Raw genomic sequence first — 16,734 nt, 5'->3', positions numbered from 1 at the left:
GGTAATGCAGTTCTTGTGGGCATTTATTGTTGGCGGTTTGATCTGTGTTGTCGGACAGCTTCTAATGGATGGGGTTAAACTGACGCCAGCTCATACCATGAGTACACTTGTTGTGACGGGTGCGCTTGCGGATGCATTTGGCGTGTATGACCCCTTGGTTAAATTTGCAGGTGCGGGTGCTACCATCCCCATCACAAGTTTCGGTAATTCCTTGGTGCACGGGGCATTGACGGAGCTGGAAAAAGAGGGATGGCTGGGTGTGATTACAGGGATTTTTGACCTGACTGCGGCGGGGATTTCGTCAGCGATCATCTTTTCTTTTCTCGCGGCATTGGTCGTTAGACCAAAAGGCTAACATAGAATGAGAAATCTACTTGAACATATTGCGATTCAACAGAGGCTTCGGATAACTTCTATCCGGGCCTTTTTTGTCGTATTCATGCGAGAACTGCGGTGAATCTGACGGGCTGGAAACAAATTGTGAGGTCCTTCGAGTGTACTCGTGACTCTGGATCATGTACAATAAAAGGAAATCTGTATGCTTTTTTAGGAGGTTAGACCACATGCCTGTGCGCAAAGAGTCGATCCAAATCATATCCGCAGTTCGTTCTAATCTGGAATCCTGTATTATGGGGAAATCCTTTGAAATTCAACTTTTACTTACAGCTTTGCTTGCAGGCGGGCACGTTCTGATTGAAGACGTACCGGGAACTGGCAAAACGCAGTTAATCAAGGCGTTATCGAAATCCATGCGTGGTGAGTACCGGCGTATTCAATGTAATCCTGATATTTTACCTAGTGATATTACCGGCGTATCTGTGTTCCATCCGAAGGATGAGCGTTTTTATTTCCGGCCAGGTCCTGTGATGACCAACATTTTGCTGGCTGATGAGATTAACCGGGCCACAACAAAAACCCAATCGGCTCTGCTCGAAGTGATGGAGGAGCGCAGCGTAACCGTTGATGGCGATACGTATGATCTGCCACATCCATTCATGCTCTGTGCAACTCAGAATCCGATTGATTTTGAAGGTACGTATACGTTGCCGGAAGCACAACTCGACCGGTTTATGTTGAAAATAAGTCTGGGTTATCCCGATAAGGAAATTGAGAAAATCCTATTGAAACAGCATCAGCTCGGTCAGCCTGTTGATCGTCTTGAATCCGTGACTCATATGGACCAGATCTCGGCAATCCAACAGGAGATTAAAGAGGTCTTTATCGGTGATCCGGTCATGGACTATTTGCTGGATGTTGTTCGTCAAACCCGCTCCCACCCATCTGTATTGCTAGGTGCCAGCCCACGGGCAGCCATATCGTTCATGATGGCCGTAAAAGCCTTTGCTTTCTTGCAGGAACGTGATTATGTGCTTCCGGATGATGTGAAAACGATGGCCCCTTATGTGATCTCTCATCGTATTGTGCTTCGTCCCGAATCGAGACTGGACAGTATGAGTTCCGAGGCCGTTTTGAATGCCGTACTCCAGCAAGTACGCGTGCCCGTCTCCATGGGGCAATAGTTCATGAAGCCGCTTTTGAGAACAGTCAATAGAGGGTTACGCCACCCACGCGTATGGAGCATCGCAATGGTGTGGATGTGCTGTCTGGCTTATGTTTTGTTTCAGGGCGGGAAGACATCCCTTATGTTGCTGTCGATGGTGACCCTGCTCTGTGTGTACCTTGCCATTGCTGGATTTAGCGGGGTAAGACGTGCTCAAGGGGTTCGTAGGTTATCTTCTGGTCCAGACCACGAAGAATTGCTGCATGCGGGTGACCAGGTTCAAGTACAGCTGAGTCTGACGATTCCGGGATTCCTCCCGCTTCCCTATGTTGTTGTGCGTGAAATGCTGCATCGGCATAACGGAGAATCGTGGTCGTTCAAGGAAAGTTTGATTCCCAATATGCGAGGTAATGGGGAGCTGTCATTCCAGACGCCACCACTTGAGCGGGGGAAGTATGTTTTTTCAGAAACGGAATGTGCCAGCGAGGACATATTTGGACTGATTGAACATCGAGGAAAGTTTAAGGCCAAAGGTGAGTTTCGCGTACTGCCAAGAACGGTATTTATTCCATATTGGCAGCTTTACGACCGCAAATCACGGTTATCCGGTCCTCAGACGGCGTTAACCCGCTCACGGAGAGAGACCACTCAGATCAATGGTGTACGTGACTACGTATACGGAGATCGACTTTCCCGCATTCACTGGAATGCAACGGCAAAGACAGGGAACTGGAAGTCCAAGGAGTTTGAACATGAGTCTGTGCCCAAAACCGTTCTGGTTTTGGATGCGCTGGCATCAAGTTATGAACATGGGGATGCATTTGAAATTGCCGTTTCCACGGCTGCCTCTCTGCTGGAGTATGGTGTCAGGGAACGAATGGGGATGGGGTTGTTGACATTGTCAGACCAGACATCCTTCATGGCCCCCAGTGAAAGTCTGATGGAACGGCAGAAGATGATGCATCATCTGGTGGATATTCAATATAACGGTCAGGATACCCATTTGTTGCCCGGCGTAGAAAGAATCGCACGTCAACTGCCTCAGGGGGCATACTTTGTTGTGATTTCTCCCCAGAAGGATGAAAAAATAATGGAACTGTTGCGCTGGGCCGATACGCGGGGCATGACGCCATGTCATATTCTGATCGATACCAGTGAATCCCGCCGGAGTGCCGAGTGGAATGCCATGTTGCGTGGAAGAGGCACGAGGTCATTCACTGTTTCTCACTTGCAGGAGCTTCCAACGGTGATGGGGGGAGGTTCTGTATGAGTTCAAAAGGAAATGAAAGTGTTACAGGCAAACGATCCTGGTATCATGCAGCGTCATTGCTCTGGATTTTCCTGATTGGAATGCAGTGGATTTCATTTACGCAGGAATCGTGGTACACGGAGACAACTTCTCTGGTGTTATGGACACTTGCAGCGGTCAGTGTGCTGGAGGTCATTCTGCCCTTCAAAACGATCTATCGGGCGATCATCAAGGCGGTCGTTGTTGGTTACATTTTGCATAAAACGCTAATTGATTATACGGTATACATCCCTTATGGCTCTTTAACGGACCGAGCGGAGCAATTCATATTACACATGACGCCGTACATCTGGTTCTCCCTGTGTGCATGGGTGATGCTTGAAGCTGCGCTTCGACTCGTGACCACAACACGTCGCATTCTTGTTTTTCTGGGTGTTAACATCATTTCGATGGGGATTCTCGATTCTTTCACCCAGATTCCACTCTGGATTGAAATCGCGTGGGTGATGTTTGCGGGGATGGGATGGCTCGTATGCCAGCATTTCCGTAACTATCAGCTACAGTATCCACAAGGTTGGAAACGAATCATCCGGTATCCTTATAAAGTCCTGGCCAATATTGCCATTATCTTTTCTTTGATTATTGTAGCCAGCGTTAATATGCCTGAGATTCCCCCCACCTTGACGGACCCATATACGGCGTGGCGTAACTATACCGGAACTTCCACAAGTCAGGCTGGTAACGGAAACCTTGATATTCCCGCGGCTACCGAATCGGGATACAGCAGGGAAGACAATCAGCTTGGTGGAGGTTTTAACTTCGACTATACCCCTGTCATGTCTGTCACGACCAATGAGCGTAGTTACTGGCGCGGTGAGACACGTGCAGAGTATACAGGCACAGGTTGGGATGACCGTGGACGGGGTACGACAGAGAATGTTCAAGCTGGACAGCCTCTGGAGAACCAAGAATCCGGTAATGTGAATATCAAACAAGTGACTCAGAACGTAACGATGCTGAATGATAATGTCTATCCGATTCTCTTTGGTGCTTATTCGATCTCGGAAGTGAGCTCCATTAATGGTGAGGACAGAACGGAACGGATGTTGTGGAATGCTGAACAGGCTGAACTGCACGTGGTGACAGACCGTCAGCAACCGCAGTATCCCAAGACGTATACTATCGTATCGGAAGCCCCTGTGATTGTGGAAGATGAGCTTCGTACGAAGTCATTTGAAGATCTGTATAACAGTAATCCGGCAGATGATATGTACTTGCAGTTACCATCCCGTTTCCCTGACCGGGTTTCGAATCTGGCAGCCGAGATAACGGCATCTGCGAATACTCCGTATGAAAAAGTGGCATTACTGCAAAACTATTTACAAACTAATTTTGAATACACAAACAATCCGGATTTATCTCGAAAAGTAAGCAGCGACTTTGTGGAAGGTTTCCTGTTCGATATTATGGAAGGCTACTGTGACTATTTCTCCACTGCGCTGGTGATGATGGCGCGCTCGGAGGGCATTCCTGCAAGGTGGGTTAAAGGTTATGCGCCTGGACAATTGTCCCTGAATTCGGACATGCAGGCCCCACGTCAACCTGGTGCGGAGATTGAGACGACCTACACCGTTACCAATGCAGATGCACACTCCTGGGCAGAGGTTTATTTTGGTGAGTATGGCTGGATTCCTGTTGAAGCAACGCCGGGCTTTGATATGCCGCTGCTGACGGAACAGCCTGATGTACAGCCTGTAGATGAGCCAGAAGAAGAGCCAGAAGAGGAGCCGGTACAAGAGGAAGAGCAGACCCCTGCACCTGAGCAGACATCGTCTGCCATCCCGACTTTTGTTATCAGGGCTGCAGGAGCCATTATTGTATTGTGGGTAGCATATATGTTCTGGCGTAATCGTTTCTCCATGCGATTCTTCCTGCTTCGTCTACGGACAGGTGGACCGCTCACCCCTGAACAGAAGGTAGTGGCAGAGACCGAGCGTTGGATTCAGTATGTGAAACGCAAAGGGTTGACCCGGAGCGGAGACGAGACACTTCGTGAATCGGTAGCCCGCTGGAGCCAGGCAAAACCTGCTGCAGAAGCAACATTGTATGAGCTTCTCACGAAGTTTGAACAGACTCGTTACAGTCCGGCGTCCGTAACTGCCGACGACTGGAAGGGCGTCTATCAGACCGCCTTGAAGCTGCGGAAGGAACTGAAAGCGGAACGGGCATAGTTGTTGCCCGTCCCGTTTTTCCTTTTTTCCTATGCCATCAGGCGCTGTATGCATTTTCAGGAAAGACGGATTTGTGATATAGTGTGTCGTATGAAACTGAGGTGACTTCTTTGTTTAAAATGTTAATGCCCAAGCTGCGTGTAGACACGGTTTTTGACATTAATCTGGAAGAGCTGTACGCTCAAGGCTACCGTGGAATTATAACTGATCTGGATAACACACTCGTTGGAGCCAAAGCCCCTGACGCTACGCCCGAACTGATTGAATGGTTTGCACGTGTGAAAGAGGCAGGTTTCAAGCTAATGATTGTGTCCAATAACAATTTGAATCGTGTATCCCTGTTTGCGACCCCGCTGGATATCCAGTTTGTGCATAGTGCACGCAAACCATCGAATGTACCGTTTCGTAGAGCAATGAAAATGATGGAGTTATCTCCTGAAAAAACGATTGTAGTAGGTGATCAGATGCTTACGGACGTCTATGGAGGGAACCGAATGGGGTTATATACCGTTCTGGTACTGCCAATCTCCATTGGGGACGAAGGTTTTATGACCCGCTTCAATCGACGCGTGGAACGGATTGCTCTAACGAGTTTACGCAAGAAAGGCTTATGGCTTGAGGAGGAAAAGAAGAAATGACAGAACCGCATAACGGCAACCTTGCCGTAAGGTGCAGCGGATGCGGCGTGCATCTGCAAACAGAAAATTCGGAATTACCAGGGTTTATCCCCGAGAAGGCATTGGATCGTGAACCGGTTATATGCCAACGCTGTTTCCGTATCAAAAACTACAATGAGTCATCATCCGTTACGGTGGATCAGGACGAATTCCTGGCGCTGCTTAGCAAAATCGGGGATAAGGATGCACTTGTCATCCATATCGTTGATTTGTTTGACTTTGATGGCAGTATTATCTCTGGTCTGCAACGTTTTGTAGGCAACAATCCGGTATTGCTTGCTGTGAACAAAACGGACTTGCTTCCGAAAGTAACCAACTGGAACAAGATTCGCAACTGGGTACAAAAGCAAGCCAAAGAACAGGGTCTGCGTACAGTGGACGTAGTCTTGTGCAGTGCAAAGCAAAATCAGGGCTTCGACCGTCTGCTTGAGCTTGTTGGAACCTATCGCGAAGATCGTGACGTATATGTGGTTGGCGGCACCAATGTGGGCAAATCCACACTGATTAACCGTCTGATCCGTGATTACAGCGATCTGGAGCAGGAACTGACCACATCCCGTTATCCGGGAACAACGCTGGACATGGTGAACATTCCGTTGGATGATGGAAAATATATTATTGATACGCCTGGAATCGTGTATCCATGGCGTTTCAGCGAGATTGTTTCACGTAAGGATCTCGCTGCCATCATGCCGGAAAAACCGCTTAAACCCGCTGTGTATCAGTTGAATTCCGGTCAGACGCTGTTCTTTGGCGGCATGGCTCGATTTGACTTTGTGGAAGGTGATCGCCAGTCGTTCACTTGTTTTATCAGCACTGCGCTTGATATTCACCGGACGAAGCTGGAGCGTGCAGATGATCTGTACCGCGACCATCTGGGAGAATTGTTGTCTCCGCCAACCCGTGAGGATGCAGCAGAGATGGCTGAATGGACCAGACATGAATTCCGCATCAAACGCGGCAGTCAATCGGATGTATTCATCTCGGGTCTGGGCTGGATTAAGGTTAATGGCGATATTGGAGCGCTTGTTGCTGTTCATGCTCCAAAAGGCATTCGTGTACAGATCCGCCCATCCTTGATCTAGTAATCTCAGAAGCTGTACATCAGATGGATCGGAGGCGGACCTATGTCTGAGCAGAACAAATTCAACTCTTCACTTCCCGTGTTGCTTGGTGTTATGGGTGATCCTATTGCTCACTCCAAGTCTCCGGCAATGCACAATGCGGCTCTGCAGGCTGCAGGAGTGAATGGAATGTATATGCCACTGCATGTTCATCCGGATCAACTGGAAGCGGCAGTTCGCGGAATTGTGGCACTGGGCTATCGTGGTGTTAATGTGACCATCCCGCACAAAGAGCAGGTGATGCAGTATCTCGATGTGATCGATGAAAGTGCTCGCCTGATTGGTGCGGTGAATACCATCGTTAATGAAGGTGGAACACTGACAGGGTACAATACGGATGGTATTGGTTATGTCCGCTCCCTGAAGGAAGAGGCTGTGCCTGAGCTTGCTGGTAAACGTATTGCTGTACTAGGAGCAGGTGGAGCAGCGAGAGGTGTCATATATGCACTTGCACTGGAGAAGCCTGAGCGGATCCATATCCTAAATCGTACAGCGGACAGAGCTATTGCACTTGCTTCGGATTTGCAGGGGCATGGCTTGGGAGAAATCTCGGGCAGTGGCATGGAAGACGTTGCAAAGGTACTGGCTATGGCTGATATCGTGATTAACACAACCGCTGCAGGAATGCATCCTCATGTTGAAGACGTACCGGTTGATCCCACACTGATCCGTGAAGGAGCAGCGGTGAGTGATCTGATCTATAATCCGCTGGAAACTCGCCTGCTTCGAGAGTCGCGGATGCGAGGATGCACGGTGCACGGTGGTTTGGGTATGTTTGTATATCAGGGCGCAGTGGCCTTTGAACATTGGCTCGGCATTCCCGCTCCTGTGGAGACGATGAGACGTGCTGTACTAAACAGTTTTAAAGTGTGAAAATGATATTAAGAGTACATGCAGACGACGAGTGCAGAACCAATCTGAAGAAACGAAGTGGTCGCATTTATCACCGGATTTTCCCTTTGTGAAAAGGGATCAGAAAAATCTGGGGATAACAGCGATCGGAAGATGGTACTGCAATCGGAGTCACCTTGTGTACTCAGTGATCATTTTTACCATTGAAAAATAATAATTGAATGGTCAGGTCCGGACAGTTTTTGCGCTGTCGATCAGGGCCTGCTCAACATAAGGAGTATGGAGTATTCATGTTAAACGGTAAACAAAAGCGCTTTTTGCGGTCACAGGCACATCACCTGACCCCTGTATTTCAGATTGGTAAAGGTGGAACCAACGAGCACCTGTTCCGTCACATCGAAGATGCGATTGAGAAGCGCGAATTGATGAAAGTGCAAGTGTTGAACAATAATGACGAGGACAGAAAAGAGATGGCAGAAGAAGTTGCCCGTGAAACGGGAAGTGAGCTTGTACAACTGATTGGTAACACAATCATCCTGTACAAAGAATCTCGCGATAACAAACAAATCGAACTACCTAGATAAGGGAGCGTGACGCAGGTGAAGATCGGCATCATGGGTGGTACGTTTGATCCGATCCACATGGGACACCTCCTGGCAGCTGAAGCGGCAAGGGATTCACATGCACTGGATGAGATCTGGTTCATGCCTTCCCATGTTCCACCTCACAAACGCGGAGCCGGAGCTTCGGGACAGCAACGTCTCGATATGACGGAAGCGGCTGTGAAGGGTGTGCAGCAATATGAGGTGCTGGATATCGAGATGGAATTGGGCGGAGTGTCTTATACCATCGATACGATGAAGGAACTGTGGCGTCGCCATCCTGAACATGAATTTTATTTCATTATCGGGGCGGATATGGTGAACTATCTTCCCAAATGGGAGCAGATTGAAGAGCTTGCAGAACGCTTAACCTTTATCGGAGTTGGTCGGCCGGGCTTCCAGTTACATCTGGATGATTTACCAGACGAGTTACAGGATCGGGTCCTGCTGGCCGAGATGCCCTTGGTCGATATTTCATCGACAGCCGTACGCAGACGTCTGGCCAAAGGACATTCGGTACGCTTTATGATTCCCGATGAAGTGCACCAATACATTGTAAGGAGCGGTTTATATGGGACTAAGCCGTGAGGAACTGATTCAAGCCGTATCCGGACAAATGCCGGAGAAACGCTGGAAGCATACACTGGGTGTGATGGAATCGGCAGTGAAGTTGGCTGAAAAATATGGTGCTGATCCTGTAAAAGCGGATCTGGCAGCGATATTGCATGATGTGGCGAAGTACTGGCCCGTAGTGGAGATGGAAGCGGTCATCCGTGATAACGGATTAAACCAGGAACTTCTGCAGCATGACAAGCAGCTCTGGCATTCCGAAGTCGGTGCTTTTGTAGCCGAGCGTGATTACGGTGTGGAAGATTCCGAAGTTATTAATGCCATCCGGTGGCATACCTCGGGTCGGGTAGGCATGAGCTTGCTGGACAAAGTGGTATGTCTTGCCGATTACATTGAACCGGGACGAGATTTCCCGGGAGTAGATCACATTCGCGAACAGGCTGAACGTAGTCTGGAGGAAGGTTTAATTGCCGGATTCGATTCGACGATCAGCTTGCTGATCTCGCAACGACGTGTCATTTATCCTTTGACCATGCTGTCGCGGAATGACTTAATTGCACAATTATAGATTATGGAGGTTGGTTCATGACAGTATCATCGAAAGAACTTATGAATATGGCGGTTGCTGCCGCTGACGACAAAAAGGCATCCAACATTGTAGCGTTGGATCTGATTAATGTTTCCCTGGTGGCAGATTATTTTGTTATTTGTCACGGGAATTCCGATACACAGGTACAAGCCATTGCCACTGAAATTCGCAAACAGGCTCATGCAGCCGGAGCGACGATCAAAGGTATCGAAGGTATGGATTCCGCACGTTGGGTATTGATGGACATGGGCGATGTTGTTGTTCATATCTTCCACCGCGACGAGCGTGAATACTACAACATTGAACGACTATGGTCTGACGCCAAAGTGGTGGAAACTGTATGAGTTTGATTGCTGGAACAGTCGTCTCTTTGCCGGTTTCACGTGAAGTGTCTCCGTTTGGCTTCTTTTTGACGACAGGATCGGAAGATGTACTGCTTCACTACACCGAGTTAACACGGGATATTAAAATTGGTGAGACGCTTGAGGTATTTGTGTTCTTTGATACAGAAGATCGTCTGGCCGTAACGATGAAAAAGCCTTATCTCATGCTTGGCGAAATGGCACGACTGGTTGTGGCTGATGTTCACCCACGACTGGGCTGTTTCCTGGAAATGGGCCTTGGACGGCAATTGCTACTTCCTATTCGTGAATTGCCTGAACTGGAAGAATTGCGTCCTCAAGTGGGGGATGAAGTCTTTGTAATCATGGAACATGATAAGCAGGGACGTCTGCGTGCCAAATTGGCCGGGGAACGTGAGCTTTCACCATTGTCTTTCCATGCTCCAACTTCATGGTTAAACGAGTGGGTTGAAGCGACGGTGTACAAGCCACTGCAGATGGGTACTTTTGTACTTGTAGAGGGTGGTGTACTGGGCTTTGGCGCGATTGGTATGATTCATTCATCTGAACGCAGTCATATGCTGCGTCTTGGTGAGAAAGTGAAATGTCGGGTGACACTGGTACGTGAAGACGGACGTGTGAATCTGGCCATGACTCAACTCAAACAAGTTGGACGTAACGAAGATGCAGACAAGCTGCTCGCCTTTATGAAAGAGCGTCCTATGGGCGGCATGCCATACTCGGATGCAACTCCGCCGGATATCATCAAGCAACGCTTTGGCATCAGTAAGTCTGCCTTCAAGCGTGCCTTGGGCAAATTGATGAAAGACGGATTGGTGGTCCAAAAGGAAAGCTGGACGTATCTGTCCGAATCTGCTCCTGCGGATCAAAGTGAAAACAAGTAATCTTCCTGATTAAATAGTTGTAATATGGAACTCGGATAAGGCAGGGATAGGCTGGGTAAACACCGGATGCCCCTGTCTTTTCTTTTGTTATATAAATTGAACTAAACATTTACACGAAACGGAGAGGACAGAAAGAACCTGAAGAAGCGGAGCGTTCGCCTTTATCCCCGGATTTAAACCTTTATAAAAGGAATAAAAAAAATCTGGGGATAACAGCGATCGGAAGGTTGTTCTGTCATTGGAGTGTCCAGTGTAAATATTCTTTGGTTCAACTTATATAGATCAATTCGAAAATGAAATTGAAAGTGCGGTGCCTGACATGTCTTACCGGAAATTTGCCTATGTGTATGATGAATTAATGGAAGATATGCCTTATCCGGACTGGATAAGGTTTGCAAGAACAGCATGGGAAAAGCATGGAATGCCCAAAAGTGTCGCTGAACTTGGCTGTGGAACGGGCTCCATTACGATCCCGCTCGTGAACTCCGGTTTCGAAGTTACAGGCATTGACCTCTCATCAGATATGCTGTCGGTTGCACGCAGCAAGATGGAGGCTACGCCTCAGGGTCATCGCTTGTATCGCGAGGGCAGTGTCCGTTGGGTGCAGCAGGATATGCGGGAATGGCGAGTTCCGGAACCTGTGGATTCGGTGATATCTTTCTGTGATTGCGTCAATTATTTGCTTGAACAAGAAGATGTCGTTCGAACATTCCAGCGGACATACGAGATGCTGAAGCCTGATGGAACGTTCCTGTTTGATGTGCATCATCCCAATACACTTATTCGTTATGATGAAGAGCAGCCTTTTGTACTGGATGAGCGCTCCGTATCTTATATTTGGACTTGTGATCTGGATCAGGATCGCTGTGAGATCGAACATCATCTCAGTATTTTTTCGCGTGTGGATGATGGTAATAAGGATATGTACCAGCGGTTTGAAGAAGTTCATGTCCAGCGTGCATATAATCCGGACTGGATGAAGCTGGAGTTATCCAAGGCAGGTTTTAGAGACGTGAAGGTATATGCGGATTTTGAATGGAAAGAGGCTGGAGACAGCGCACAGCGCTTGTTCTACGTTGCTGTGAAGTAAGAGTGAATAATGAGAACTGTCCTTATGGTCCATAAGGGCAGTTTTTTGTTTGATTTTTTATGGAGAATGAATAGCAATAGTCTTAAATAGGTTAAAGGAATGCAAGAAAAGACATAATCACGTGACAAAAAGTATTGCCAGTTAAAGTAAAGGAGGCGATAATAGTCGGATAGAAAGCGTTTTCTGAGAAAATAAATCAATTGTCAATGTGAGGTGTAAAAATGGAAAGTACATATAAAACAAGACTTTCGTCAGAACAGTTGAATGCCATAATAGAGCAGCATTTCTCTGCAAGTATACAGGACTACAAGGAAATGGTGGATGGCTGGGCCAATCATGCATATCTCATTACACTGAGTGACGCACAGCGAGTGGTACTCAAAATTGCACCGTCAGCTTCGACAAATCTGATGCGCTGTGAACAGGATCTCATGATTGCCGAAGTTGAGGCACTGCGCCTCATTACGGAGCTACAGGATGTTCCCGTACCCCAAGTGTTGGCTTATGATGATTCGTTAACTATGGCTTCAGCGCGTTATTTTATCATGGAGTACATGTCTGGAGCGCCCTATAATCAGGTCAAGGATCAATATTCTGCGGAAGAGCAGGAGGCCATTGAACACCAGCTCGGTCGGTACAATCGTCGAATTAATGAAATCAAGGGCGAGCAGTTTGGATATTTCTCGGAGCAAAAACAGCGATATTCCACATGGAAAGATGCATTTATGAATCTGATGGATGACATTCTTACCGACGGGGAAGAAGCCGGGATTACATTTTCGATCGATTACCCTGAATTGAGACGCCTGATTGAAGAAAAATCGGATGTGCTGGACGATGTCAAAGAACCTGTGCTTATCAGTTGGGATCTGTGGGATGGCAATGTACTAGTGGACGCGGGTCGAATCACAGCGATTATTGATTTTGAACGTTCACTGTGGGCAGATCCTCTGATGGAGCATTATTTCAGTCATTTTAACTATACGCCTGGTTTTGTGAAAGGGTATGGGTATGAGATTACGACTGAAAGTGAGCTGAAAAGAAGAAGTCTCTATGACTTGTACTTTGATCTGGTGCTGCGCATTGAGTGCGCTTATCGTCAATATGATAATCAGGAACATGTGAATTGGACCATTCATAATCTGGAGGAAGGCATTGAGCGTTTTCGGTTATCCTGAACAGCAACGAGTATTATTGAACGGTACGAACCGTGTGACTTAAAAGGGTCATTATAACGTGTAATATTGACTTTGGGCTTGCTTTTTTATATAATGGTCCCGATATTGTATACATATTTCGATGATAAGGATCAGTAGTAATTCCTGTACATAACAGAGAGCCGGCGGTTGGTGCAAGCCGGTTGACAGTGATTTGCGAACTCGCCTTGGAGAAATGCGGTGATTACACCATTCTGTTTAACCTGCTTGTATAAAGCTTGGGTTCAGGAATGGAAATCCGCATCGGTTAACCGCCGTTACAGGTCCAAAGGGAGTGGATGACGAAGCACGTTCGTCCACTAACTAGGGTGGTACCACGGGAATTCAACCTCTCGTCCCTAGCGCTGCAAACGCTACGGGATGCTGAGGTTTTTTTGTTGCAATTAAAGCTAAAGTGAATAACCTGAAGGAGGAACAATAGATGAGTGAGAATAACCAGCCGAAACACGGCTATCAGCCACAAGTCATGGAAAAAAGTTGGCAGCAATATTGGGATGCAAATAAAACGTTTAAAACGGGTGAGGACCCTGCTAAACCGAAATTTTATGCACTGGATATGTTCCCTTATCCATCCGGTTCAGGTCTGCACGTAGGTCACCCGGAAGGATATACGGCAACGGATATCGTTTCCCGTTACAAACGTATGCGCGGTTACAACGTATTGCACCCAATGGGTTGGGATGCTTTCGGTCTGCCTGCTGAGCAGCATGCACTGGATACAGGTGAACATCCACGAGATATTACATTCCGTAATATTGACAATTTCCGTCGCCAGATCAAATCGCTTGGTTTCTCCTATGACTGGGATCGTGAGATCAGCACAACGGACCCTGAATACTATAAATGGACACAATGGATCTTTATTCAGCTGTACAATAAAGGCTTGGCTTATGTGGATGAAGTTGCAGTTAACTGGTGTGAAGCCCTTGGAACGGTACTTGCTAATGAAGAGGTTATTGATGGCAAGAGTGAACGTGGTGGACATCCGGTTGTACGCAAACCGATGCGTCAATGGGTTCTGAGAATTACCGAGTATGCAGAGCGTCTGTTGGAAGACCTGGAAGAGCTGGATTGGTCTGAAAGCATCAAGGATATGCAGCGCAACTGGATCGGTAAATCAACAGGTGCGGAAGTTGTATTTGCCATTGAGGGTCGCGAGGAAGTTATCAAGGTGTTCACTACCCGTGCGGACACATTGTTCGGTGCGAGCTTTGCAGTACTTGCTCCAGAACATGAATTGGTAGAAGCAATTACAACCGATGACCAACGTGAAGCGATTCAGGCTTATCAGGAGCAGGCTTCTCGTAAGAGTGATCTGGAACGTACAGATTTGGCCAAAGACAAAACAGGTGTATTCACTGGCGCTTATGCAATCAACCCTGTTAATGGTGCAAAACTGCCGATCTGGATTGCTGATTATGTTCTTGCAGGTTACGGCACAGGTGCGGTTATGGCAGTTCCGGGTCATGATGCGCGTGACTGGGAATTTGCGAAGCAGTTCGGTCTGGATATCATCGAGGTTATTCAAGGTGGAGACGTTACACAAGAGGCATATTCGGGTGATGGCGCACATGTGAATTCCGATTTCTTGAACGGACTGAATAATGAAGAAGCGGTTGCCAAGATGATTGCTTGGTTGGAAGAGAACGGTAAAGGACAAGGGAAAGTGACCTATCGTCTGCGCGATTGGCTGTTCAGCCGTCAGCGTTACTGGGGTGAGCCAATCCCGATTCTGCATCTGGAAGACGGAACGATGAAGACAGTACCTGAGGATCAACTTCCACTGCTGCTGCCTGATATCGACCAGATCAAACCTTCGGGTACAGGAGAATCACCACTGGCGAATGTTACGGAGTGGGTGAATACGGTAGATCCGGAAACGGGAATGAAGGCACGTCGTGAGACCAACACCATGCCACAATGGGCGGGTAGCTGCTGGTATTACCTGCGCTTTATCGATCCGCGCAATGACAAGGAACTGATCTCCAAGGAGAAACAGCAGCAGTGGCTGCCAGTTGATCTGTACATTGGCGGAGCAGAGCACGCTGTACTTCACTTGCTGTACGCTCGTTTCTGGCACAAAGTGCTGTATGATCTGGGTGTTGTGGAGACTAAAGAGCCTTTCCACAAACTGGTGAACCAAGGTATGATCCTGGGTACCAATAATGAGAAAATGAGTAAATCACGTGGTAATGTCATTAATCCGGATGAAATCGTCAATGAATTCGGTGCAGATACATTGCGTCTGTACGAGATGTTCATGGGACCATTGGAAGCGACAAAACCGTGGAATGCAAACGGGGTTGAAGGCATGCACCGCTTCCTGTCACGTGTATGGCGTCTCTTCATTAACGAAGACACAGGAGCCATCAATGACAAGATTACGGTGGACGGTGGAACGGATGAGTTCAAACGAACTGCTCACAAAACGATCAAAAAAGTTACGGAAGATCTGGAACATCTGCGCTTCAACACATCCATCAGCCAGCTGATGATTTTCATCAACGATGCATACAAAGCGGACACACTGCCTCGTGAAGCGATGGAGAAATTTGTGCAACTGTTGTCACCACTGGCACCGCATATGGCAGAGGAACTGTGGAGCCGTTTGGGTCACGAAGGTGGGATCTCTTACGTGGCTTGGCCTGAATATGATGAGTCCATGACAGTGGATGCGGAAGTAGAAATCGTTGTTCAGGTAAATGGTAAAATTGTAACTCGTGCTACAATCGCGAAGGATATGGATGCACAGGGTATGCAGGACTTTACGATGGAGCTGGCACCTGTTAAGCAGGCGCTGGAAGGCAAGACCATTCGCAAGGTCATTGCCGTTCCAGGCAAACTCGTTAATATTGTTGCCGGTTAATCTCACCGGCTCGGAATAGTTCATCCAGCTTTAACAAATCTTCATCATATTTGTCATGTGTCGTGTGGATCAGGCTGTCGAAAACGCCGTCAAGACTAACCTTCAGCAGTGCAAGTGCCTGAGCGGTAATACCGCCAGGTACAGCGACACGAGCCTGAAGCTCTTGCGGGGTGTATCCTCCTTCGGTGAGAAGCTTGCCTGTTCCCAGGAGCATTTCGCCAGCCAGAGCGCAGGCATCTGCCCTTTTAATGCCTGTCAGCTTCACTGCACTTTCGATCCACTGTTCCAAAAAGAACGATATGAATGCAGGTCCGCAGCTGGAGAAGTCGGATGTGATTCGTGTACAGGCTTCATCCACTTGGTACGGCCTGCCTATATGACTGAGCAGACTTTCCAACACAGCGCGGTCTTCACTGGTCATTCGTTCGCCATGTATGCAGAGGGATGCTCCACTCCCGACTTGGTGTGTGACACTGGGAATTACCTTGGAGACTTTGCAAGGAAGTGAAGATTCCAGATGTCGCAGCTGCACGGGACTGGTGATCGAGACAATTATATGATTGGGATTCACGACAGGCAGGATGTCGTCAATAACATGTTTGAATTCAAGCGGCTTCACGCACAGGAAGATGATATTACTTCGGATCACCGTTTCCCGATTGCTCTGGGATTCATGCAGACCGGGGTAACGGAGGGATAACTGACGTACTTTGGACGGGGTTCGATTGCTGGCCGCGATCTGCCGGGGCTCAAGTGCACCCGATTGGATCAGGGCATAGATTAGCAGGCTGCCCATGCTGCCGGTTCCGATAAATCCAACCTTCATTGTTTCAGGCCTCCTTTCATGCTTTACGGTACTGGCGCAGTTCATTCCCTCTATTCTATGCGTGAGGACCTGTTTCACATGACATGAAAAATGC

At 47.9% G+C, this 16,734-nt stretch carries 16 protein-coding genes and 1 other annotated feature; of the genes, 15 read left to right on the top strand and 1 reads right to left on the bottom strand.

Annotated features, from left to right (window positions below; genetic code table 11):
* Positions 1-4: 4 nt before the first annotated feature.
* The 15 genes from spoVAE (at position 5) to leuS (ending at position 15,814) form a co-directional block, all read left to right on the top strand.
* Positions 5-355: a stage V sporulation protein AE gene (gene spoVAE, locus MHH25_RS21585; protein ID WP_047843814.1), complete on the top strand. Its 351-nt coding sequence runs from the start codon at positions 5-7 to the stop codon at positions 353-355.
* A gap of 208 nt (positions 356-563) precedes the next feature.
* Entirely contained in the window at positions 564-1,520 is a 957-nt protein-coding gene (locus tag MHH25_RS21580) for a MoxR family ATPase (protein ID WP_036615157.1), read from the top strand.
* A 66-nt stretch (positions 1,521-1,586) separates the two neighbouring features.
* Entirely contained in the window at positions 1,587-2,771 is a 1,185-nt protein-coding gene (locus MHH25_RS21575) for a DUF58 domain-containing protein (RefSeq protein ID WP_223200005.1), read from the top strand.
* Complete coding sequence (locus MHH25_RS21570) at positions 2,768-4,981, top strand: transglutaminase domain-containing protein (RefSeq protein WP_340017999.1); 2,214 nt, start codon at positions 2,768-2,770, stop codon at positions 4,979-4,981. The genes MHH25_RS21575 and MHH25_RS21570 overlap by 4 nt, the downstream gene beginning before the upstream one ends.
* Positions 4,982-5,091: 110 nt before the next feature.
* A complete protein-coding gene (locus MHH25_RS21565) occupies positions 5,092-5,619 on the top strand; it encodes a YqeG family HAD IIIA-type phosphatase (protein WP_036668542.1) in 528 nt (175 codons plus the stop codon).
* Positions 5,616-6,743 carry a ribosome biogenesis GTPase YqeH gene (gene yqeH / locus MHH25_RS21560; protein WP_036615146.1) on the top strand — a complete coding sequence of 376 codons (1,128 nt, stop codon included), beginning with the start codon at positions 5,616-5,618 and terminating at the stop codon, positions 6,741-6,743. Before MHH25_RS21565 ends, yqeH begins: the two co-directional genes overlap by 4 nt.
* 42 nt (positions 6,744-6,785) lie before the next feature.
* The gene (aroE, locus tag MHH25_RS21555) at positions 6,786-7,655 is read left to right on the top strand and encodes a shikimate dehydrogenase (RefSeq protein WP_340017998.1); all 870 of its coding nucleotides are present in this window, start codon (positions 6,786-6,788) and stop codon (positions 7,653-7,655) included.
* A 269-nt stretch (positions 7,656-7,924) separates the two neighbouring features.
* Complete coding sequence (gene yhbY, locus MHH25_RS21550) at positions 7,925-8,218, top strand: ribosome assembly RNA-binding protein YhbY (RefSeq protein WP_017687186.1); 294 nt, start codon at positions 7,925-7,927, stop codon at positions 8,216-8,218.
* Positions 8,219-8,233: 15 nt separating this feature from the next.
* Positions 8,234-8,824, top strand: coding sequence for a nicotinate-nucleotide adenylyltransferase (locus tag MHH25_RS21545; RefSeq protein WP_076328126.1), 591 nt, complete (start codon positions 8,234-8,236; stop codon positions 8,822-8,824).
* Positions 8,808-9,374 carry a bis(5'-nucleosyl)-tetraphosphatase (symmetrical) YqeK gene (yqeK, locus tag MHH25_RS21540; RefSeq protein WP_340017997.1) on the top strand — a complete coding sequence of 189 codons (567 nt, stop codon included), beginning with the start codon at positions 8,808-8,810 and terminating at the stop codon, positions 9,372-9,374. The genes MHH25_RS21545 and yqeK overlap by 17 nt, the downstream gene beginning before the upstream one ends.
* 17 nt (positions 9,375-9,391) lie before the next feature.
* Positions 9,392-9,739, top strand: coding sequence for a ribosome silencing factor (gene rsfS, locus MHH25_RS21535; protein WP_036615136.1), 348 nt, complete (start codon positions 9,392-9,394; stop codon positions 9,737-9,739).
* Positions 9,736-10,641, top strand: coding sequence for a S1-like domain-containing RNA-binding protein (locus MHH25_RS21530; protein ID WP_036668546.1), 906 nt, complete (start codon positions 9,736-9,738; stop codon positions 10,639-10,641). The genes rsfS and MHH25_RS21530 overlap by 4 nt, the downstream gene beginning before the upstream one ends.
* A gap of 319 nt (positions 10,642-10,960) precedes the next feature.
* Positions 10,961-11,731 (top strand): class I SAM-dependent methyltransferase, encoded by a 771-nt coding sequence (locus tag MHH25_RS21525; protein ID WP_340017996.1) that lies wholly within the window; start codon positions 10,961-10,963, stop codon positions 11,729-11,731.
* 221 nt (positions 11,732-11,952) lie between these two features.
* Positions 11,953-12,909, top strand: coding sequence for an aminoglycoside phosphotransferase family protein (locus MHH25_RS21520; protein ID WP_340017995.1), 957 nt, complete (start codon positions 11,953-11,955; stop codon positions 12,907-12,909).
* Positions 12,910-13,021: 112 nt separating this feature from the next.
* Positions 13,022-13,291 (top strand) — a binding site (T-box leader).
* Between the two features lie 78 nt (positions 13,292-13,369).
* A complete protein-coding gene (gene leuS, locus MHH25_RS21515) occupies positions 13,370-15,814 on the top strand; it encodes a leucine--tRNA ligase (RefSeq protein WP_340017994.1) in 2,445 nt (814 codons plus the stop codon).
* Here leuS and comER read toward each other — a convergent pair.
* Positions 15,795-16,640: a late competence protein ComER gene (gene comER, locus MHH25_RS21510; RefSeq protein WP_036615122.1), complete on the bottom strand. Its 846-nt coding sequence runs from the start codon at positions 16,638-16,640 to the stop codon at positions 15,795-15,797. The genes leuS and comER overlap by 20 nt on opposite strands.
* Positions 16,641-16,734 lie beyond the last annotated feature (94 nt).

Origin of the sequence: Paenibacillus sp. FSL H3-0457, assembly GCF_037981725.1 — a bacterium.
GTDB lineage: Bacteria > Bacillota > Bacilli > Paenibacillales > Paenibacillaceae > Paenibacillus > Paenibacillus amylolyticus.
The sequence above is the reverse complement of the archived record's forward strand: the minus strand, read 5'-3'. Positions and strand labels throughout refer to the sequence as shown.

Excerpts from the sequence above, each read along its gene's own strand:
- spoVAE (WP_047843814.1), top strand. The coding sequence starts at position 5 with ATGCAGTTCTTGTGGGCATTTATTGTTGGCGGTTTGATCTGTGTTGTC.
- MHH25_RS21580 (WP_036615157.1), top strand. The coding sequence starts at position 564 with ATGCCTGTGCGCAAAGAGTCGATCCAAATCATATCCGCAGTTCGTTCT.
- MHH25_RS21575 (WP_223200005.1), top strand. The coding sequence starts at position 1,587 with ATGGTGTGGATGTGCTGTCTGGCTTATGTTTTGTTTCAGGGCGGGAAG.
- MHH25_RS21570 (WP_340017999.1), top strand. The coding sequence starts at position 2,768 with ATGAGTTCAAAAGGAAATGAAAGTGTTACAGGCAAACGATCCTGGTAT.
- yqeH (WP_036615146.1), top strand. The coding sequence starts at position 5,616 with ATGACAGAACCGCATAACGGCAACCTTGCCGTAAGGTGCAGCGGATGC.
- aroE (WP_340017998.1), top strand. The coding sequence starts at position 6,786 with ATGTCTGAGCAGAACAAATTCAACTCTTCACTTCCCGTGTTGCTTGGT.
- yhbY (WP_017687186.1), top strand. The coding sequence starts at position 7,925 with ATGTTAAACGGTAAACAAAAGCGCTTTTTGCGGTCACAGGCACATCAC.
- yqeK (WP_340017997.1), top strand. The coding sequence starts at position 8,808 with ATGGGACTAAGCCGTGAGGAACTGATTCAAGCCGTATCCGGACAAATG.
- rsfS (WP_036615136.1), top strand. The coding sequence starts at position 9,392 with ATGACAGTATCATCGAAAGAACTTATGAATATGGCGGTTGCTGCCGCT.
- MHH25_RS21530 (WP_036668546.1), top strand. The coding sequence starts at position 9,736 with ATGAGTTTGATTGCTGGAACAGTCGTCTCTTTGCCGGTTTCACGTGAA.
- MHH25_RS21525 (WP_340017996.1), top strand. The coding sequence starts at position 10,961 with ATGTCTTACCGGAAATTTGCCTATGTGTATGATGAATTAATGGAAGAT.
- MHH25_RS21520 (WP_340017995.1), top strand. The coding sequence starts at position 11,953 with ATGGAAAGTACATATAAAACAAGACTTTCGTCAGAACAGTTGAATGCC.
- leuS (WP_340017994.1), top strand. The coding sequence starts at position 13,370 with ATGAGTGAGAATAACCAGCCGAAACACGGCTATCAGCCACAAGTCATG.
- comER (WP_036615122.1), bottom strand. The coding sequence starts at position 16,640 with ATGAAGGTTGGATTTATCGGAACCGGCAGCATGGGCAGCCTGCTAATC.